This window comes from Rathayibacter sp. VKM Ac-2928, from assembly GCF_022815545.1.
GTDB lineage: Bacteria > Actinomycetota > Actinomycetes > Actinomycetales > Microbacteriaceae > Rathayibacter > Rathayibacter festucae.
On sequence record NZ_JALGRU010000001.1, the window covers coordinates 646,431 to 666,396 of the forward strand.

Consider the following 19,966-nt stretch of genomic DNA (forward strand, 5'->3'; position numbering starts at 1 on the left):
AGCGGCGTATCGAGACCCACGTGCTCGGCGGTGGAGGATCTCGATACGCCCCTGCGGGGCTACTCGATCAGCATGAAGGTCGGAGGGGAGTGGACCCGCGGAGGGGGATGCGAAGAAGGGGATGATTCCCCTCCGCGGGCCACAGGGACGCCGGCGCGCCGCCGGCGGGATCGGGATCAGGCCGCGTGGGCGGCCGGCAGCTCCTCGGCGAGCAGCCGGAGCCGCAGCGCCCGCAGCTCGGCGGTCAGCTCGGGCGGCAGGCGGTCGCCGAAGCGGGCGAAGAACGCCTCCGTCAGGGCGCACTCGTCGAGCCACGCCTCCACCGGGACGGAGAACAGCTCCTCCTTCGCGGCGGCCGAGAGGTTCAGCCTGTGCGTGTCGATCGACATCGGCAGGTCGCCGATCGCGCTGGGCCGCGACTCCGCGAGCCCCTCGATCCGCCGGACGAGCCACTGCAGCACCCGCGCGTTGTCGCCGAAGCCGGGCCAGAGGAAGGAGCCGTCGGCGCCCTTGCGGAACCAGTTGACCTGGAAGATCGCGGGCGCCTTCTCGCCGAGGTCCGCGCCGACCGCGAGCCAGTGCGCGAAGTAGTCGGCCATGTTGTAGCCGCAGAAGGGCAGCATCGCGAACGGGTCGCGGCGCAGCTCGCCGACCGTCCCCTCCGCGGCCGCCGTCTTCTCCGACGCGATGGTCGCGCCCAGGAACACGCCGTGCTGCCAGGAGGTCGCCTGGGTCACCAGCGGCACGTTGCTCGCCCGGCGCCCACCGAAGACGATCGCGTCCAGCGGCACGCCCTCGAAGGCGTCCCACTCGGCCGAGAGGGTCGGGCACTGCTGGGCCGGTGCGGTGAAGCGCGCATTGGGATGCGCGGCCGGGGTCCCGGAGGCGGGCGTCCAGGGCTCGCCCCGCCAGTCGGTGAGGTGCTCGGGCACCTCGTCGGTGAGGCCCTCCCACCAGACGTCGCCGTCCTCGCGGAGTGCGACGTTGGTGAAGATCGTGTTGCCCCAGAGGGTGTGCACGGCGTTCGGATTGCTGCTCTGCCCGGTGCCGGGCGCGACGCCGAAGAACCCGGTCTCGGGGTTCATCGCCCAGAGGCGGCCGTCCTCGCCCTTCTTCATCCAGGTGATGTCGTCGCCGAGCGTCTCCACGCGCCAGCCGGGGATCGTCGGCTGCAGCATCGCCAGGTTCGTCTTGCCGCAGGCGCTCGGGAACGCCGCGGCCACGTGGTAGCTCCGGCCCTCGGGCGAGACGATCCGGATCAGGAGCATGTGCTCGGCCAGCCAGCCCTCCTCGCGGCCCATCGCGGAGGCGATCCGCAGGGCGAAGCACTTCTTGGCCAGCAGGGCGTTGCCGCCGTAACCGGAGCCGAACGACCAGATCTCGCGCGTCTCGGGGAACTGGGTGATGTACTTCGTCGCATTGCACGGCCAGGCGACGTCGTCGCGGGTCGTGCCGTCGGCGTCGCGGAGCGGGAAGCCCACCGAGTGCACACCGCGGACGAAGGCGGTCTCCTCGGTGAAGGCGGCGAGCGGCTCAGCGCCGACGCGCGCCATGATCCGCATATTCAGTACGGCGTAGGCGGAGTCGGTCAGCTGGACGCCGAGCTGCGAGAGCGGCCCGCCGACCGGGCCCATCGAGAACGGGACGACGTACATCGTCCGGCCGCGCATCGAGCCGGCGAAGTAGGGGGCGAGCTCGGCCTTCATCGCGGAGGGCTCGCGCCAGTTGTTGGTCGGGCCGGCGTCGGCCTCGTCCGTGGTGCAGAGGAACGTGCGGTCCTCGACGCGGGCGACGTCGTCGGGGTCGGTGCGGGCGAGGAACGAGCCGGGCCGCCACTCCGGGTTCAGGGCGATCAGCTTCCCCTCCTCGACCATCCGGGCGGTGAGGCGGTACCACTCGGCAGGGGAGCCGTCGCACCACTCGATCGCGTCGGGCTGGAGGATCGCGGCCGTCTCGCGCACCCAGCGGCGCAGGACCAGCGGGGCGGGCGGCACGACCGGTGCGGCGACCGGGGTCGGCGCGGTCATGGTGGTCGTCTCGAGGAGGAGGGTGTTGCTGTAGATGCTCATGCTGGCTCCGCTTTCGGTGCAGTCGTCGTCGACGGGGTGGGGAGTCGGTCCTCGTGGCGGTCGTGATCCGACGGTGCGAGGGGCGCTCTCTGGCGCCTGAAGCCAGGATGGAGGAGGATCGAGGGGTATTTGCGAGGCCTTGACCGTCAAGAACCGCGGTTTTTGCGCCTCCGTCACAACCGATCGCTGGAGCTCGCCGTGACCGACACCACCGACCCCGCCACCGTCCCCACCGCCGGGACCGATGCCGCCCTGCTCGGGCAGCGCATCCGGCACTTCCGCACCCGCCGCGGGCTGACCCTCGGGCAGCTCGCCGAGCGCGTGGGTGTCTCGGGCAGCCAGCTCTCCCTGATCGAGACCGGACGCCGGGAGCCGCGGCTCTCGCTGATGCAGGCGCTCGCCACCGCGCTCGGCGTCGAGCTCGCCGCGCTGCTCTCGGACGAGCCGCCGAGCGAGCGCGCCGCCCTCGAGATCGAGCTGGCGCGGGTGCAGAAGGGGTCGCTCTACCGCTCGCTCGGGCTGCCGGAGTTCAAGGTCAACAAGGGCCTGACCACTCCCGTGCTCGAGGCGTTCCTCGGCGTCTACCGCGAGCTGGCGCGCCGCAAGAGCGAGGCCAGCGCGACACCGGAGGAGGCGCGGCGCGCCAATACCGCCCAGCGGCTGCAGCTGCGCGAGCGCAACGCGTACCTGCCCGAGATCGAGGCGGTCGCCGGCGAGATGCTCCGCACGGTCGGGCACCGCGGAGGCGCGCTGACCCACAGCTCGGTCTCGAAGATGGCGCGGCACCTCGGCTTCGAGATCATCCACGTCGGCGATCTGCCGCACTCGGCCCGCTCGGTGATCGACCTCGCCAACGGACGGATCTACCTGCCGCCCGCCTCGATCCCCGGCGGGCACGGGCTGCGGGCGCTCGCCCTGCAGGCGATGGCGCACCGGCTGCTCGGCCACGAGCGCCCGGTCACCTACGCCGACTTCCTCCGGCAGCGGCTCGAGATCAACTACTTCGCGGCCGCCTGCCTGATGCCGCTGGAGCCCGCCGTGGCGTTCCTGGAGGAGGCGAAGCGCGACCGGGACATCTCCGTCGAGGACTTCCGCGACGGCTTCGGCGTCACGCACGAGGCGGCGGCGCTGCGCTTCACCAACCTGCTGACCTCGCACCTCGATATCCGGATGCACTTCCTCCGCGTGCTCGGCGACGGCTCGATCCAGAAGGCCTACGAGAACGACGGCCTGCCGCTGCCGACCGACGTGACCGGTGCGGTGGAGGGGCAGACCGTCTGCCGCTACTGGTCGGCGCGCTCCGCCTTCAGCCGCACCAACCGGACGACGGAGTACTACCAGTACGTGGACACGCCGGCCGGCACCTTCTGGTCGGCCTCGCAGACCGGCACCACCGCCACGGAGGAGTTCTCGATCACGGTCGGCGTCCCCTTCGCCGAGGCGCGCTTCTTCCGCGGGCGCGACACCGACCGCCGCGAGCAGTCCCGCTGCCCCGACGAGTCCTGCTGCCGCCGCGCCCCCGCCGAGCTCGCCCAGCGCTGGGACGGCAACGCCTGGCCGAGCGCCCGCCTGCACGCCCACGTCCTCGCCCCGCTGCCCTCCGGCACCTTCCCCGGCATCGACGACGCCGAGGTCTACGCCTTCCTCGACACCCACGCCCGCGAGTCCTGACGCTCCTCCCCAGGTTCTGCCGCCCTCCGCGAGATGCCACTTATGAGGTGATTCCTCGGCGTGTCGTGGTCATAAGTGGCATCTCGCGGGAGGGGGCTGTGGAGAACGCGCGCGGGGGAGCGCGGGGTGCGGCAGGGTCCTCGCATGCAGGACGACACAGAGACAAGGATCGTGAACGCGTCGACGAGCGAGCTGGCGCGGCACCGGCTGGTGGCGGAGTACCCGGTCGGCGTCTTCCGGGGTGCTCGTGCCGCGATCGAGCCGGTGACATACGGCGAGAGGATCGCGGCGTTCGCCGCGGTGATGCGACCGGGCGAGTTCTTCTCGCACGTCACCGCCGCTCATCTCCTCCAGCTGCCCGATCGGCGGGCGACGGAGACCACTCCGCTGCACGTGTCGGTCACGCCGCCGATGCGCGCCGCCCGTCGGGTCGGCGTGAAGTCGCACCATCTCTGGGACGAGGCGGTGACCGTCGTCGACGCGGGCCATCCGGTGACGGATCCCGCCTCGACCTTCTGCCATCTCGCCGACTCGCGATCGCTCGACGAGCTGGTCGTCCTCGGCGATGCTCTCGTGCGGCCCGACGAGGAGCTCGGTCGCCGCGGCCTCCGCGTCGATCTCGAGATCCTCGCGGCGCGGGCGGCACGGTATCGCGGGCGGGGCGGCCGGCGCGCTCGGGAGGCGGTCGGGTTCGTCCGGGTCGGCTCCGAGTCGCCGAAGGAGACGCTCCTCCGGCTGCTGCTGATCCGCGCGGGGCTGCCCGAGCCGGAGCTCAACGTCGAGCTGTACGACGCGGACGGTGTCTTCGTCGCGCGGGTGGATCTGCTCTATCGAAATCAGTGGGTCGTCGTCGAATACGACGGCGATCAGCACCGGACGGACACGCGGCAGTACGAGCGGGACATCGCGCGCAGCGAGGCGATTCAAGCACTCGGCTACCGCCACATCCGCGTGCGTCTCTCCGGCCTCGTCGACCACCCCGAGGCGACAGCCGCCCGCGTCCGTCGCGCTCTCGGCCTCTGACCACCAGCGCGGCATGCCACTTATGACGAGATTCTGCGGCGTGTCGTGTTCGTAAGTGGCATCTCGCGGGAGGGGAAGGGGAGGGCGGCGTCAGCCGGAGATCAGGGCGCGGGCCGTGCCCTCGTCGAGGATGAGGTCGGTGAGGAGGCCGGCGGCGAGGGCGCCGCGCAGGCCCGGGAGCTTCGAGGCGCCCGAGACGACGCAGATGCGGCGGGAGGCGCGGCGCACGGTGGAGAGGTCCGGGCCGCTTGCACGTTCGTTCATGGGGATGTCGTCCCAGGTGCCGTCGGCCCGGTAGAACACGGTGGCGACGTCGCCGACCACGCCGGACGCACTGAGCGAGGTGAAGTCGCTCGGCTCCAGGTAGCCGCCGATGTAGACCTTCGAGGGCACCGCCGCGAACGGCGAGCCGAGGCCGAAGAGCGCGACGTCCATCCGCTGCTGCAGCTCCAGCACCCGCTTGGTCGAGCGCTCGCGCCAGACCGCCTTCTTGGTCATCGGGTCGTCGAAGAACGCCGGCACCGGGAACTGCTGCACCTTAGCGGCGTATGCGTCGCCGAAGCGGCGCAGGATCTCGCTGGAGTAGTTGATGCCGGTGGTCTCGGTGTTGCCCGCGCCGTTGAGCTGCACGATCTGGGTGTTGTGCGTCTCCTTGGCGATCAGGTGCCGGCTCATCGCGCTCATCGTCGAGCCCCAGGCGATGCCGACGATCATGTTCGAGTCGATGAACGGCCCGAGGATCCGCGCGGCCGACAGCGCGACGCGCTCGAGCCGGTCGATCTCGCTGGTGTGATCGGGCACCGGGACGATGTGCGCCGTGATGTCGAAGTGCGCGCGCACCTCCGCCGACAGGGCGCTCGCCCGGTCGAGGGGGGAGCGGATCTGGATGTCCACCAGCCCCGTCGCGCGGGCGTGCGAGAGCAGCCGCGACACCGAGGAGCGCGAGGTGTGCAGCTCGTGCGCGATGGCGTCCATCGTCAGGTCCTGCATGTAGTACAGCTGCGCGGCCCGGAGCGCGTCGCGCGTCTTGTCCGGGTGGGTCGCGTGCGTCGTCTCGTCCAGCTCGACGACCGGTCGGACAGGGGTCATTGCCACTCCTTGCACGTATTTCCACCCGTCTTGACCGGATGTGTTGTCGGGTCAAGGATGGCTGTATTCCCTCGCGATATCAACCGTCCATCTGGGGCGGCCACACTCGCACGAGGCATTCGACGCAACACCTACGACACGAAGGCGAGTACGAAGTGGCACAGTCTGTCGGAACTCCCGGAAGCTCCTCTCTCCGCGAGAGCGTCTCCGCACTGCGGGACACCCCCCGCGCGACCGTCCTCGTGATCGGCGGTGGCATCAACGGCATCGGGACGTTCCGCGAGCTCGCGCTCAACGGCGTCGACGTCGCCCTCGTCGAGCGCGGCGATTACGTCTCGGGTGCGTCCAGCGCCTCGAGCCACATGATCCACGGCGGTATCCGCTACCTCGAGAACGGCGAGTTCCGCCTCGTCAACGAGGGCGTGCACGAGCGCAACGGCCTGCTCAAGATCGCTCCGCATTACGTGAAGCCGCTGCAGACCACGATCCCGATCTACTCGACGTTCTCGGGCATCCTGGCCGCGCCGCTGCGCTTCCTCACCCACAAGTCGGGCAAGCCCCAGGAGCGCGGCGCGCTGCTGATCAAGGTCGGCCTGACCCTGTACGACTTCTTCTCCCGCGACGGCGGCGTCGTCCCGCGCCACCAGTTCCACGGCCGCAAGCGCTCGCTGAACGAGCTGCCCAAGCTCGACCCGAAGATCAAGTACACCGCCACCTACTTCGACGCCTCCGTGCACGAGCCCGAGCGCCTGGCGCTCGACGTGCTGCGCGACGCGCTCGTCGGCGGCACGAAGGCCCGCGCGGCCAACTACGTCGAGGCCGTCGGCACCGCCGAGGGCGGCGTGCTGCTGCGCGACCGCGAGAGCGGCGAGGAGTTCGCCTTCCAGGCGGACGTCGTCGTCAACGTCTCCGGACCGTGGACCGACTTCACCAACACGGCACTGGGCACGACCACGAAGTTCATGGGCGGCACCAAGGGCTCGCACATCGTCCTCGACAACCCCGAGCTGGTCGAGGCCTGCGAGGGCCGCGAGATGTTCTTCGAGCACAGCGACGGCCGCATCGTGCTGATCTACCCGCTCAAGGGCCGGGTCATGGTCGGCACCACCGACATCGAGGCCGACCCCAACGAGCCGGCCGTCTGCACCGAGGAGGAGATCGACTACTTCTTCGACCTGGTGAACCACGTGTTCCCCTCCATCCCGGTCACCCGCGAGCAGATCGTCTTCAAGTTCTCCGGCATCCGCCCGCTGCCCCGTCACGACGACGAGACCCCCGGCTTCGTCTCCCGCGACTACCGCATCGAGCCCTCGACCCTCCCCGGCGGGAAGACCCCCGTGCTGAGCCTGGTCGGCGGCAAGTGGACGACGTTCCGCGCCCTGTCCGAGCACCTCTCGAACGAGGTCTTCAAGCGCATCGGCGTCACCCGCCGCGTCTCCACCGTGAAGACCGCGATCGGCGGCGGCAAGGGCTTCCCGCGCACGGACGCCTCGCGCGCCCAGTGGATCAGCCAGCACCGCTCCGGTCTGTCCTCGGCCCGCACCGGCCAGCTGCTCGAGCGCTACGGCACCCGGGCGGAGGAGGTCATCGAGGCCCTGGCCGACGGTCACGACGAGGCGCTCGACTTCGACAAGGACTTCACCACCGGTGAGATCCGCTACCTCGCCCAGCGCGAGAGCGTCGTGCACTTGATCGACCTGGTCATGCGCCGCACCAACCACGCGTTCACCGGCGGCCTGAGCCGCGAGCTGCTCGAGGAGCTCGCCCAGCACACCGGCGAGGTCCTCGGCTGGGACGAGGCGGAGCGCGCCCAGGAGGTCGACGCGACCATCGAGCACCTGAAGAAGTACAACGGCGTCGATGTCGGCGGCACCTCGGTGCAGGCGCCGACGGCGGTCGCAGCCTCCTAGCGGGGCGACTGGCGCGGATCGACGGGAGTCCCGGTTCGAGGAGTGATCTCGAGCCGGGACTTCCGTCGTCACAACGCACAAACGTGCACGCGGCGTTCCTTGTCCCCGGTACGGGGCGCCGATAACTTCACACTCGTCGGGCATCGATGCCCGATGCGGACGCGCTCGCGCGTTCCGACCGATGAAAAGGAAATGGTCAACGTGGACAATCTCGGAGTGGTGTTCCTCGCGGAAGTCGTGGGAACGGCGATGCTCGTGCTCCTCGGCTGCGGCGTGGTCGCCAACGTCGCGCTCGTGAAGAGCAAGGGTCTCAACGGCGGGACCCTGATGGTCAACTTCGGCTGGGGCTTCGCCGTCTTCGCCGGTGTGATCGTCTCCTACAACTCGGGTGCGCACCTCAACCCGGCCGTCACGCTCGGCCTCGCGGCCAGCGGAGCGACGGAGTTCGGCTCGGGCGTCCCGGTCAACATCGTCTCGATCCTGATGTACATCCTCGCCCAGATGATCGGTGCGATCCTCGGCGCCGTCTTCTGCTGGCTCGCCTACAAGCAGCACTTCGACCAGGAGCCCGACCCGGCCAACAAGCTCGGCGTCTTCTCCACGGGTCCTGCGATCCGCAGCTACGGCTGGAACTTCGTCACCGAGGTCATCGGCACCTTCGTCCTCGTCTTCGTCGTGATCGGCTTCGGCGGCGGGCGCCAGGGCGACGGCGGACTCGCGGCGCTGGGCGCCCTGCCCGTCGCCATCCTGGTGATCGCGATCGGCGCCTCCCTCGGCGGCCCGACCGGCTACGCCATCAACCCCGCCCGTGACCTCGGCCCCCGCATCGCCCACGCGCTGCTGCCGATCAAGGGCAAGGGCTCGAGCGACTGGAGCTACGCCTGGGTCCCCGTCGCGGGCCCGATCGTCGGCGGTGTCCTCGCCGGTCTCGCGTCGACCGCGCTGCTGCCGATCCTCTAGCCGGTCCTGCGGGCCGCTGCGGCTCGCGATCCGCACTCCACTTCACCCGTTACGAAGGAGTAATCATTCATGGCTGACTACGTCATCGCTATCGACCAGGGGACCACGTCGTCCCGCGCGATCATCTTCGACAAGAAGGGCTCGATCGTCTCGACCGGGCAGAAGGAGCACGAGCAGATCTTCCCGCGCGCGGGCTGGGTCGAGCACGACCCGATCGAGATCTGGAACAACGTCCGCGAGGTCATCGGCCAGGCGCTCTCCCGCGCCGACCTGACCCGTCACGACATCGCCTCCGTCGGCATCACCAACCAGCGCGAGACCGCGGTGGTCTGGGACAAGACCACCGGCGAGCCCGTCTACAACGCCATCGTCTGGCAGGACACCCGCACGCAGTCGATCGTCGACCGGCTCGCCGGCGACGAGGGCGCGGACCGCTTCAAGTCGATCGTCGGGCTCCCGCTCGCGACCTACTTCTCGGGCACCAAGATCGTCTGGATCCTCGAGAACGTCGAGGGCGCCCGCGAGAAGGCGGAGGCCGGCGACCTGATCTTCGGCACCACCGACACCTGGGTCCTCTGGAACCTGACCGGCGGAGTCGACGGCGGCGTGCACAAGACCGACGTCACCAACGCCTCGCGCACCCTCTTCCTCGACCTCGAGACGCTCGAGTGGCGCGACGACATCCTCGAGGCCTTCGGGGTGCCGAAGTCGATGCTCCCCGAGGTGTGCTCCTCCTCCGAGGTCTACGGGCAGGTCGAGTCCTCCTCGCTGCTGCGCGAGGTCCCGATCGCCGGCATCCTGGGCGACCAGCAGGCCGCGACCTTCGGCCAGGCGGCGTTCGATCCGGGCGAGGCGAAGAACACCTACGGCACCGGCAACTTCCTGATCTTCAACACCGGCACCGAGATCGTGCACTCCAAGAACGGGCTGCTCACGACGATCGGCTACAAGCTCGGCGACGGCGAGGTGCACTACGCGCTCGAGGGCTCGATCGCGGTCTCCGGCTCGCTGATCCAGTGGCTGCGCGACAACCTGGGCCTCATCGGCTCGGCCCCCGAGGTCGAGGCGCTGGCCGCGACGGTCGAGGACAACGGCGGCGCGTACTTCGTCCCCGCGTTCTCCGGACTCTTCGCGCCGTACTGGCGAGCGGACGCGCGCGGTGCGCTCGTCGGCCTCACCCGCTACGTCAACAAGGGCCACATCGCCCGTGCCGCGCTCGAGGCGACGGCGTTCCAGACCCGCGAGGTCCTGGACGCGGTCAACGCCGACTCCGGCGTCCCGCTGCAGGAGCTCAAGGTCGACGGCGGCATGATCGCCAACAACCTGCTGATGCAGTTCCAGGCCGACATCCTCGGCGTTCCGGTCGTCCGGCCGGTCGTTGCGGAGACCACCGCGCTCGGCGCCGCGTACGCCGCGGGCCTCGCGGTCGGCTTCTGGGAGAACCTGGACGACCTGCGCCAGAACTGGCAGGAGGACTCGCGCTGGACCCCGCAGATGGACCAGGACGAGGCCGCCCGCCAGTACCGCCTCTGGAAGAAGGCCGTCACGAAGACCTTCGACTGGGTCGACGAGGACGTGCAGTAGGCACTGCACCACTGAGCGACGAGGGCCCGCGCACGCAGAGTGCGCGGGCCCTCGTGCGTGGGTCCACTGGGAAGAGACGCCCGCCGACATGCTGGTCGAGTAGCGCGCAGCGCGTCTCGAGACCCGCCCCCGGCGGAGCTCCGTCAGAGCAGTGGGCGCCGACGCCCCGTCGCGACCGCGACGAGAGCGAGTGCCAGCAGCCAGGCCGGGCCCGCCAGCACGGCCGCGACCGTGGGCGGCGCGGACGCCGACAGGGCAGCGAGGGGCACGACGTCCTCGAAGGCGGTGCCGCTCGTGAAGGTCCCGGCGCTGAGCGGCACCAGGGCCGCGAAGAGCACGAACAGCGGTGCCCGGACGATCGTGCCGACCAGCGCGCCCCAGATCGCACCACCGACACCGGCCACAGGCACGAGGGCCACGACGCCGAGGTCCGGAGTGACCCTTCCCGCCGAGACGACCGCGACGCCGGCGACTCCGATCGCGACCACCGCCGTCGCGAGCACCGCACCGGCACCCGCCGCCACCAGGAACCGAGCCGCGAGCGCCGGCCGGAGCCCCGACGAGAGCACATCGCGCGCGAGGATCCCCTTCTCGAAGGCGCTCGCCGTCCGCAGTGCCGCGAAGGCGGTGGCCCCGACGACACCGCCCTGCAGCAGCGCCGCCGAGATCGCGTGCTCGAGCGAGTCCGATTCCTCCGGTGGGAGCGCGCCGAGGTCGACCTGCGTCACGGCGACGAGGAGAGGGAGCACGGGCAGCAACCCGAAGACCAGTCCCCAGAGCGGTGTCCGGCTCGCGACCACGCGCCGGAACTCGGCGGCGACGGCGCGGGTGAACGGTCCCTCCGCGGCCGCGGCCGCGTCCGTCACCGGGCCCGCCGCTGCTCGAGGATCCGCGCGCCGCCGATCGCCAGGAGCGCCCAGACGGCCAGGACGGCCAGGGCGAGCAGCGCGGGGAGCATCCCCTCGACCGGCGCACCGGTCGCTCCCGCGACGGCTCCGATCGGGAGCAGTCGCCCGACGTCACGGGCGATGGTGAGCAGCGGCGCGGCGAGGGCGGCGGGGAGGACCAGCACGATCGGGATGCAGGCGTAGTAGTTCCGCACCGCGTAGCCGATGCCGACGCCCAGCACGCCGCTCAGGGCACAGGCGAGGACGACGCCGACCGAGGCGGACAGCAGAGTGATGTCCGGCGTCAGGCGACGGCCGGCCGTCGCCAGGACCACCGCAGTGATCGGCCACCAGCTCACGACCGCCACCACCCCGAAGACCGCGCCCGAGACCGCGCCGGCCAGCGCCTTCGCCACCAGGATCGCGTCCCGGCTGCCGAGCAGCAGCGTCCGGTCGAGCGAGTGGTAGTACGTCTCCCGGGTGTAGGCGTAGGACCCGTAGAAGCAGGCGCCCAGGGCGGCGCAGGCGGCGAAGCCGAGGACGAGGCGTGTCGCCCCGGCGTCGTCGAGGCCGTCGAGACGGTCGGTGACGTCGGCCAGGTTGATGCCGAAGAGGGGGATCAGGATCGCGTAGGCGAGGAGGACCGGGAACGACGAGCCGCTGCGGGAGCGCAGGATCTCGGCCCGTGCGAGCGCGCCGGCCCCGCTCATCGGCCGGCCTCGCCGTCGACGAGGTCGAAGTAGCCGTCCTCGAGACTCCGCCCTCCCGAGCGGGTGAGGTCCTCGAGCGGGCCGTGGAAGAGCATCCGGCGGCGCAGGACGACGACCTCGTCGACGGTGTGCTCGAGCTCGGCGAGCTGGTGGCTGGAGACGAGGACCGTCCGTCCGCGCTCGGCCTCGGCGCGGATCAGGCGCCGCAGCCAGCGGATCCCCTCGGGGTCGAGCCCGTTCGCCGGTTCGTCGAGGACGAGGATCTCCGGGTCACCCGCCAGGGCCGTGGCCAGGCCGAGGCGCTGGCGCATCCCGGTCGAGTAGCCGCGGACCGGCCGCCGCGCCGCCTCGGCGAGGCCGACCGTCTCCAGCAGCTCGTCGACGCGGGAGAGCGATGCGCCGACCGCGCGGCCGACGATCGCGAGGTGCCGACGGCCGGTGATGCCGTTCTCGAAGCCGAGGCCGTCGAGGTGCACGCCGACGACCCGCGCGGGAGCGCGCAGCTCCGCGAACCGGTGGCCGCCGATCCGCGCCTCACCGGAATCGGGGCGCAGCAGTCCGACCAGCCCGCGGAGCGCCGTGCTCTTGCCGGCGCCGTTCGGGCCGAGGAGCCCGACGACCGTCCCCTGCCGCACGGAGAAGCTGAGGTCGTCCACGACGCGGCGGCCGCGGAAGGTCTTGGTGAAGTGCTGGAAGTCGAGCGCAGAGCTCATGGGCGGGCCTTTCGAGGGAGGGGGGTCATCGTCGTCGAGCGGTCGTCCCGCCGGCGCCGAGCGGTCGCGCGGACAGGTCGTCCAGGAGCCGGTGCACGGGGTCGACCAGCGTCGGGTAGTCGCCGGAGACCGACCGCGCGAGCACCTTCGCGGCGGCGAAGGCGAGGGCGGGCAGTGCGGCGTCCGAGTGCAGCCGCTCGCCGAGCACCTCGACGAGGGAGCGCCGGGCGTCCGGGGCGGCGAGGCTGTGCACGTAGAGGGTCGCGACGTCGAGGTGCTCGGGTCCGCGCCCCCAGGCCTCCCAGTCGGCGAGGCCGAGCGGTGAGACGAGCAGGTTGCCGGGGTGCAGGTCGCCGTGCGCCGTCGTCCAGCACGGGGTGCCGCGCGGGAACCGGTCGCCGAAGAAGCTGTGCAGCAGCCGGTCCACCGTGGCGGGGACGGTCGACTCCCGCTGCGTCGGGATGGCGGCGAGCGCGTCGAGGATCTCGCCGAGCTCGAGCCAGACCGCCGGATCGACCTCCGTCTCGAGGGCGAGCTCCGCCGTCGGGGACAGGGCGCGACCGGGCAGGCGGGTCATCAGCTCGGCGCGGAGCCGGAACCCCTCGACGGAGGGCGGGGCCCACTCCTCGACGGCGAGCACGACCGGCTTGGGCAGGGCCGGGAGCACGGCGCTGTCCGCCGTGCCGGTCCACCACGCCCCTTGGGCGAGCGCCGAGGGGGAGCTGACGAGACGGAGCCAGAGCGGCTCGCGGTCGCGCCGGACAGGACCGGAGAGGGTCCTGCCTCGCCAGCCGGGGACCGAGTCACCGTCCCTCGCGACGGCGAGCACGCGGAGGGCGTGCTCGAAGGCGCGCTCGAGCGCGTTCCCGCCGGTCACCGGCCGACCCACAGTCGGCGGAGTGCGTCCCCGGCGACGAGATCGAGCACCGCGCCGCCGATCGTGCCGCCGCCGAGGGAGACCGAGGCGCCGCCCACCGGGGGAGTGCTCGCGGAGTCGGGCAGGGCGAGGGGATAGCCGACGGCCGGCACGTCATCGAGCCCGGTGAGGGGCGCGAGCGCGGCGATCGGGGCGAGCAGCGGCTCCGCGGGCCCGCTGACGACGGCCGTCGACCGCGGGGACCGCACCGCGATCCCGTTGCTGGTCAGCCGAACCGGGGTGCCCGGCACGATCCTCGGGTCGGCCGAGGTCCGCACGAGTAAGGCCTCGCCGTCGCGGACGACGTAGCCGGCCTCGATGCGCTCCTCGAGGGGAAGGGCGCCGACTCCGGCGAGAGCGGCAGCGAGGACCGCGGACGCGATGGCGACCCGGAGCCCTCCGACCCGGGCCTTCCTCGCGGCTCGCGCGAAGCGGACGAGGGAGACGACGAGCGCGCCGGAGAGCGCCGCCGCGAACACCAGCGCGATGATCGCCCCCGGCTCCGTGAGGATCAGGACGGGGACGCTGCGGACGTAGGCCCAGCCGATCAGGAGCAGGGCGAAGCCGCGGCAGCCGACCCCGAACAGGACGAGCCAGGGGGAGGCGCGTGGCGCGGTTCCGCCCAGCAGGCGCAGGACGGCGTCGCCGACGGCGCCGATCGCGGTTCTGCGCAGGAACGGCCGGTCGAGGACCGCGACCAGGGCGAGATAGCCGTCGAGGTGCACGAGCGGAATGAGATTGGTCACCGCGCTGAGTGCGGCCGCGACGACGAAGCACGCGAGAGCGGACCGGCCCGTCGGCGCCCACAGCAGGGCGGTGGCGGCGCTCGCCGCGAGGACGAGGTGCACCGCCGGGCCGGCGAGCGCGACCGCCGCGCGGGAGCGCCGGTCGCCCAGACGCCAGCCGTCTGTGACGTCGCAGAAGAACGCGGGCGCGAGGTAGAAGATCATCAGCCCGGCCCGGCGGGGTCGTCCGCCGAAGGCGGCGAGGGACACCGCATGACCGGCCTCGTGCACCGCTCCCGCGAGCAGGAACGCGACCGACACCGCGAGCAGCGAGGGCAGCGGCAGCGGCTCGGCGAGGACAGCGGCGATCTCGACGGAGTGGACGATCGCGCTCACGCCGCCCAGGAGCAGCACGGCGCCGGCGGCGGTGACCGCGAGCAGCCGGACCGGTCGTCGGCGCAGGAGCCGCGCGAGCACGAGCGCCGGCCGCGTCGCATCGAGCAGGGTCAGCTGGAGACTCGCCGGCGGTCGGAACTGCAGCCGATGCGACCGCGGCTCGCGGCGCTCGGAGCCGGCGAGGAGCCCGGCCGCCGCGAACTCGCGGAGCAGGGCGGCCGTCTCCTCGTCCGTCAGGGAGGTGCTCCCGGTGCCCTCGGTCTCGTCCGTCTCGTGCGCGCTCGGACGCAGCCCGGCGGCGAAGGTCGCCACCGCGGGACCGACCCGTGCGCGCGGGACGCCCCGCACCGAGAGGATCCACGGAGCGCCGGGAGCGATCGGCTCGTCGATCGTCACGGTGTCCGCCAGCCGGGGCGCGGGATCGCTCATGCCCGGACCAGCTGCAGCAGCGTCGAGTCCTCGGTCTCCACCAGCGCGGTCCGCGCGACGAGCCGCAGTCCCGCGCGCTCGGCCTCCACCGCGACCTGGTCGGCGTCGACGACGTTCACCCGCGAGCGGAAGAAGCGCGCCGCCGCACGCCCCTCGGGATCGAGACCGACCTGCACGACCTCGACGTCCCGGTGGAGACCGTCGGGGGTGACGGCGGACGTCACGACGGCCGCCCCCGGTCCGCCGGACGGCCCGGGCACGGCGCGGATGCGCGAGCCGCGGCTTCCGGCGACGTAGGCGTGGTCGGGGCTCGACGCGGTGATCAGGAGGATGCCGTCCGCTCCGAGGTGCTCGCGGGCGGCTCGGAGGAAGGCGTGCCGGCCGGCTCGGTCCAGGAGCGCGATGGACGTGGCGCCGAGGACGACGGCGCCGAAGCGCTCCGGCAGGTGGAAGCAGGTCATGTCGCCGACCAGCGCCCGGGAGCCGTCGGCGATCCTGGCGGCGGGCAGCGCCGCGATCCGCGACCGGAGGATGTCGACCATCGTCGGCGAGAGGTCGAGGCCGACGACGGGGCGGCCGAGGCCCAGGAGGGGCACCGTGAGGCGTCCGCCGCCGCAGGCCAGCTCGAGGATCGGCCCCTCGGTCCGGCGGACCGCTGCCAGCAGCGGGCTGATCTCGCTGCGGTCCTCCGCGGTGAAGTACTCGTAGACGACGGACCCGTCGGGTCCGTAGAGGTCCTCCGGCGCCACGGTGGCGGGGGAGAGGGCGCCGAGGAGGGCGGCGCTCGCCGCGGTGAGGGGCGGCGGGTCCGAGGGGTGCTGCATGGGCGCTCCAGGTCTGAGAGGGAGCGGTTCCGGCCGCTCGAGCGTCCGGGACCGCGGGAGGTGCACGGTCGGCTAGGTCGCGAGCAGCACGATGCTGCCGAGCGCGATCACGATCCTCAGACCGGCGTCGGCGGTCCGCCAGCCGTCGGCCGGAGCGACCGCGGGTTCGATCTCCTGGAAGAGAACGGGATTCTCCATTTCTCACCTCCTCGGTGATGAGGTCCTCGGTGAAGAGGTGCTCTCCTCGAGAGCTAGGTCAGGACGATCGCGCCGAGCCCGAGGCCGACAGCGATCCCGAGCTTCGTGGCGATGTACCAGTCGGAATCGGGTGCGGCCATCGACTCGATCTCCTCGAATCGCAGGGGGGTGGGTGGTTGCATGCGTCGTCTCCTCGTGTCGTCGTCTGGAATCCGGGTGTCATCGGTCGGTCCCGGTCAGGTGAGGAGACCGACGAAGACGCCCGCGACGAGGAGCCCCGTCGTGAAGCCGGAGGCCGCCGACTCCCAGTCGGGAGCGACCGCCTGCTCCAGCTCATGGAATTCGAGCTCGTTCGTGGTGTTCATGTGTTCACCTCCCTCGTTCGGTCGTAGGGCCCGCGCCGGCGGGAAGGCCGCGCGCAGGAGTCGGAGGGCGTCGTCGAGCGCCAGGCCGGGCAGCGCCGAGCTGTCCCAGCGGGCGACGATCGCGAGTGCCGCGTCGCGGAGGGCGCGGTCGGCGACGGCCGGAGCGGTGATCCCCCACCGCTCGGACCACTGGGCGCTGCCGACGACGGGGTCCGGGTCGAGCCCGAGAGGAGCGGCGAACCACTGCCAGACGGCCCGTCGTCGCGCGCGACGCTCCGGGGAGTCGCGACTCCACAGGACGGGCAGCAGCGGCATCGTCGCCGGCACCTTCCGCAGGCCCGCGCGACTGCTCACCTCGTTCGCGAGGTACCAGTGCGTCGCCGCGAAGGGATCGGCGGTCGCCGAGCGCAGCACGCCGTGACTGCCGGCGCTCGCCGATGCGAGCGCCGAGCGGTCGGCGCGGCGGACGAGTCCGGCGCTCCCGGCGACGCGGCCGCCGGCCTCGGCCAGCGCCTCCAGCAGTCGCCTCGACCCATCGTCGGCGGAGCGGTCGGCGGGCGATCCGGACCGCGAGCCGATCAGCCGCAGGGCCGCCTCCGCCGCTCCCTCGAGCACGGAGGAGCGGGTCAGCGTCGCCGTGAGCTCGGCGTCGAGCACGGCGGCGTCGGCCCGGAGCGCTTCGCCGACCACGACGGAGCGGAGGCCGCCGATCTCGCGGCAGGCCGCGGCGCTCGTCTCGCTGCCGGGCCCGATCGTCGTGGGCACCAGGACGAGACGAGGGACCTCCGTCGACGCGGGGAGGTCCGGGGCGAGAAGGCCGCCGTGCCTGCCCAGCAGTCCGTCGAGGCGCGATCGGAGGGCGCGGTCGACGGCGAACAGGCGCGCCAGCGCCGCCACGTCGTGCAGCCTGCCGCCGCCGATGCCGACGAGGCGGTCGGGACGGACGGCGCGGAGGGCGCGGTCGACGGTGTCGAGCAGCCGACCCTGCTCGGACGCGACGTCGAGGACGACCACCGGTCCGTGCAGTCGCTCGGGCTCGACGGCTCCGCACCGGACGAGCGCGCTGTCGAGCACGAAGAGGGACAGCCGGGAGCCGGTGGCCGCCGCGTCCGACGCCAGACCGGACCGCAGATCGGTGCTGCGGACCCTCATGCGTCGAGCGCCGCACTGATGATGCGCGGGATTTCCGCGAGGTCGCGGTCGCTGGACACCGCCGCAGGGAGGAACTGGATCCCGCCCGGCGCGGGGTGCACGACCGCCCCGCGCCGCCGGATGTCCTCCACCAGGCCGAGGACCTCGTCGGCGCTGGCGACCCCCGCGATCCGCAGGGCCCGGAAGGACCCGGCACCGGAGGATCCGAGCACCCGCGGATGCGCGGACAGCGCGGTGACGGCACGGTCGAGGCCGGTGCTCACGCGCGGGAAGCCGTCGGCTCCGAGCAGCTCGGGGAGCAGCGCGAGGCTCTGCAGGACGGCGGCACAGACCGCGGGTGTCCCCGCCTGGGTCTCCGCATGGACGAACGGGGCGTCGGCGGCATCGATCTCGGCGAGGATCCGCTCGCCGACGACCACGGCGGCCGCCGCGAGCGTGCCGTTCGTCAGCGCCTTCGACAGAACGACCGCGTCGGGCGCGAACGGCCAGCGCGAGCAGGCGAGGAACGGGCCGGTGCGGCCGAAGCCGGTCGCCACCTCGTCCGCGACGACGGGGACGCCGTCCCGGGACACGCGCTCGAGCACCGCGAGGAGTGCGTCCGAGAGCGGGAGAGCACCGGAGCCGAGGACGGGCTCCACGACGATGCCGCAGATGCGCCGTCCCTCCCGGTGGAGCAGCGACTCCAGCGCGTCCGGATCGTCGTGCGCCACGTGCCGGACCCCCGAGCGGTCGACACCGTAGACGTCCTGGCCCAGCTCGTCGCCGCTCAGCGCGTGGGCGCCGTAGGTGAGCCCGTGGTAGCTGCCGGACAGGCCGACGACCAGCCGGCGCTCCGGCCGCCCGAGGAGCGCGGCCCGCTGGCGGAGCAGCTTCATGACCGCGTCGTTCGCGCTGCCGCCCGAGGTGGTGAGGAGGACGCGCCGGAAGGAGGCGTCCGGGAGCGCGTCGCCGACGACCGCGAGCAGTGCCGAGGCCGCCCGCTCCGCCCAGGGGTGACTCCGCCGGAAGAGGGACAGGTAGGAGGCCTCGGCCAGAGCCGCGGCGATGGCAGCGGTGAACTCCGGTCGGCCGCAGCCGAACGGCGCGTTCCACAGTCCGCTCGTGAGATCGATCGCCTCGACGCCGTCGGCGAAGCGGATGCGTGTCCCCGTCGCGCCCACTGCCGCGACGGTCCTGGCCGCCGCCGTCGGCGAGACCAGGGGGACGAGGACCGGCGAGGCCGTCACGCTCCTCTCCGGAGGTGGACGCCCTCGTGCTCGAATCGCTCGACGAGCCGCGCGACGAAGGCCTCGTCGGCCGGCGTTCGCACCCCGTCGTCCGTGCCGTCGCTCAGCAGCCGTTCGACGACGACCGCGGTGGCAGGAGCGAGGGCGAACCGCCGCAGGGTCCGGGGCTCCACCAGGACGCGCTCGTCGCCCCGGTGCAGGAGGATCAGATCGGAGCGCGTGAGCGTCGCCACCTCCCCGTCCGGTCGGAGGGACGTTCCGAGCCCGACCACCGACCACGCCGGGCCGGTGTCGTCGGCGGCGGCGAAGGCGAGGCCGGCGCGGTACAGCGCCAGCCAGGGGCGGCGCGCGATGTCGTCGGCGACATCGCCGCCCAGCGCGGCGAGCCGGTCGAGCGGACGGTACGACCTGTCGAGGGCGGCCGCGAGGCCGTCGGGGTCTCGGGCGTCGCCGAGGACCAGCCCGTCCGGACCGAGCGTCGCGACCCCGTCCCGGCCGACATCGACGGCGGCGACGGGTCCGGCAGCGGGGTCGTCCGTCAGCGGCAGACCGCTCACGGCGACCGCGGCTCCCAGGAGCTGCGGGACCAGCCGACCGGAGGCGCGGGCGGCGTCGGCGTCCTCCCGATAGGCCTGCCAGCCGTTCGCATCGCGGAGCCGTGCGGTCGTCGCACCGGTGACCGGGAGGAACGCGATCGAGGCGTAGTCCTCCGTCTGGACCCGCAGCTCGCCGAACCAGGCGACGTCTCCCGGCTCGTCGAGTCCGCCGCGGTAGGTGAGGACGGCGGCGCCGTCGCCGGTCGGGGCCTCGCGGGTCGCATCATCGTCGGTCGCGCTCTCGGCCGGGAGGAGCAGGACGTCCTCCGGGCCGAGCAGCGGCTCCATCGCTCCTCGCCACCGCCGGTCGGCGAGGCGCACGACCCGTCGAGCGTCGACCCGATCACCCGTCACCCACTGGAGGACGGCCCGGGCGACTCCGCGTCGATCCACCGCGGTCGCTCGCGTGTCGTTGTCGGCGTCGGCGGAACGGGACGGAGTCGAGAGCGCCGTTCGCGAGCGGCGGTCGCCGCGATCGGGGGAGCGCGTCGCGTCTCCGTCGGAGCGGATCGGTCTTGGGTCG

General features: G+C 72.5%; 18 protein-coding genes. 5 read left to right on the top strand and 13 right to left on the bottom strand.

Annotated elements, in window-relative coordinates:
• Positions 1–176 precede the first annotated feature (176 nt).
• The gene (locus tag MT350_RS03160) at positions 177–2,027 is read right to left on the bottom strand and encodes a phosphoenolpyruvate carboxykinase (GTP) (protein WP_243615627.1); all 1,851 of its coding nucleotides are present in this window, start codon (positions 2,025–2,027) and stop codon (positions 177–179) included.
• 240 nt (positions 2,028–2,267) lie between these two features.
• On the opposite strand from MT350_RS03160, the gene MT350_RS03165 reads away from it, so the two are divergent.
• On the top strand, positions 2,268–3,740 hold the full coding sequence (locus MT350_RS03165) for a helix-turn-helix domain-containing protein (protein ID WP_132435897.1): 1,473 nt from the start codon (positions 2,268–2,270) through the stop codon (positions 3,738–3,740).
• Positions 3,741–3,884: 144 nt separating this feature from the next.
• Entirely contained in the window at positions 3,885–4,763 is an 879-nt protein-coding gene (locus MT350_RS03170; protein WP_243615363.1) for an endonuclease domain-containing protein, read from the top strand.
• A gap of 90 nt (positions 4,764–4,853) precedes the next feature.
• Here MT350_RS03170 and MT350_RS03175 read toward each other — a convergent pair whose 3' ends face one another.
• A complete protein-coding gene (locus MT350_RS03175; RefSeq protein WP_123445261.1) occupies positions 4,854–5,852 on the bottom strand; it encodes a sugar-binding transcriptional regulator in 999 nt (332 codons plus the stop codon).
• A gap of 155 nt (positions 5,853–6,007) precedes the next feature.
• Between MT350_RS03175 and MT350_RS03180 the strand changes: the two genes are divergently transcribed.
• From MT350_RS03180 to glpK, 3 genes are all read left to right on the top strand, one after another.
• Entirely contained in the window at positions 6,008–7,762 is a 1,755-nt protein-coding gene (locus MT350_RS03180) for a glycerol-3-phosphate dehydrogenase/oxidase (protein ID WP_243582883.1), read from the top strand.
• A 192-nt stretch (positions 7,763–7,954) separates the two neighbouring features.
• Positions 7,955–8,722: an MIP/aquaporin family protein gene (locus MT350_RS03185; RefSeq protein WP_243586379.1), complete on the top strand. Its 768-nt coding sequence runs from the start codon at positions 7,955–7,957 to the stop codon at positions 8,720–8,722.
• A 69-nt stretch (positions 8,723–8,791) separates the two neighbouring features.
• On the top strand, positions 8,792–10,306 hold the full coding sequence (gene glpK, locus MT350_RS03190) for a glycerol kinase GlpK (RefSeq protein WP_243615364.1): 1,515 nt from the start codon (positions 8,792–8,794) through the stop codon (positions 10,304–10,306).
• Positions 10,307–10,449: 143 nt separating this feature from the next.
• Here glpK and MT350_RS03195 read toward each other — a convergent pair whose 3' ends face one another.
• From MT350_RS03195 to MT350_RS03235, 11 genes are all read right to left on the bottom strand, one after another.
• On the bottom strand, positions 10,450–11,172 hold the full coding sequence (locus tag MT350_RS03195) for a hypothetical protein (protein WP_243615365.1): 723 nt from the start codon (positions 11,170–11,172) through the stop codon (positions 10,450–10,452).
• On the bottom strand, positions 11,169–11,903 hold the full coding sequence (locus MT350_RS03200) for a hypothetical protein (protein WP_243615366.1): 735 nt from the start codon (positions 11,901–11,903) through the stop codon (positions 11,169–11,171). Before MT350_RS03200 ends, MT350_RS03195 begins: the two co-directional genes overlap by 4 nt.
• The gene (locus MT350_RS03205; RefSeq protein WP_243615367.1) at positions 11,900–12,616 is read right to left on the bottom strand and encodes an ABC transporter ATP-binding protein; all 717 of its coding nucleotides are present in this window, start codon (positions 12,614–12,616) and stop codon (positions 11,900–11,902) included. The genes MT350_RS03200 and MT350_RS03205 overlap by 4 nt, the downstream gene beginning before the upstream one ends.
• 25 nt (positions 12,617–12,641) lie before the next feature.
• Positions 12,642–13,493, bottom strand: a complete 852-nt coding sequence (locus tag MT350_RS20345) for a phosphotransferase (RefSeq protein ID WP_243615368.1) — start codon at positions 13,491–13,493, stop codon at positions 12,642–12,644.
• Positions 13,490–15,082: a daptide biosynthesis intramembrane metalloprotease gene (gene mpaP, locus MT350_RS03215; protein ID WP_243615369.1), complete on the bottom strand. Its 1,593-nt coding sequence runs from the start codon at positions 15,080–15,082 to the stop codon at positions 13,490–13,492. The genes MT350_RS20345 and mpaP overlap by 4 nt, the downstream gene beginning before the upstream one ends.
• Positions 15,079–15,906 (bottom strand): daptide-type RiPP biosynthesis methyltransferase, encoded by an 828-nt coding sequence (gene mpaM / locus MT350_RS03220; protein ID WP_243615370.1) that lies wholly within the window; start codon positions 15,904–15,906, stop codon positions 15,079–15,081. The genes mpaP and mpaM overlap by 4 nt, the downstream gene beginning before the upstream one ends.
• A 72-nt stretch (positions 15,907–15,978) precedes the next feature.
• Positions 15,979–16,104, bottom strand: a complete 126-nt coding sequence (locus MT350_RS19925) for a hypothetical protein (RefSeq protein WP_260311822.1) — start codon at positions 16,102–16,104, stop codon at positions 15,979–15,981.
• A gap of 53 nt (positions 16,105–16,157) precedes the next feature.
• The gene (locus tag MT350_RS19930; RefSeq protein ID WP_260311824.1) at positions 16,158–16,286 is read right to left on the bottom strand and encodes a daptide-type RiPP; all 129 of its coding nucleotides are present in this window, start codon (positions 16,284–16,286) and stop codon (positions 16,158–16,160) included.
• A gap of 54 nt (positions 16,287–16,340) precedes the next feature.
• Complete coding sequence (locus MT350_RS03225) at positions 16,341–17,621, bottom strand: iron-containing alcohol dehydrogenase (RefSeq protein WP_243615371.1); 1,281 nt, start codon at positions 17,619–17,621, stop codon at positions 16,341–16,343.
• Positions 17,618–18,847, bottom strand: coding sequence for a daptide-type RiPP biosynthesis aminotransferase (mpaD, locus tag MT350_RS03230; protein WP_243615372.1), 1,230 nt, complete (start codon positions 18,845–18,847; stop codon positions 17,618–17,620). Before mpaD ends, MT350_RS03225 begins: the two co-directional genes overlap by 4 nt.
• Positions 18,844–19,836, bottom strand: coding sequence for a hypothetical protein (locus MT350_RS03235; RefSeq protein ID WP_243615373.1), 993 nt, complete (start codon positions 19,834–19,836; stop codon positions 18,844–18,846). The genes mpaD and MT350_RS03235 overlap by 4 nt, the downstream gene beginning before the upstream one ends.
• Between the last annotated feature and the right edge of the window lie 130 nt (positions 19,837–19,966).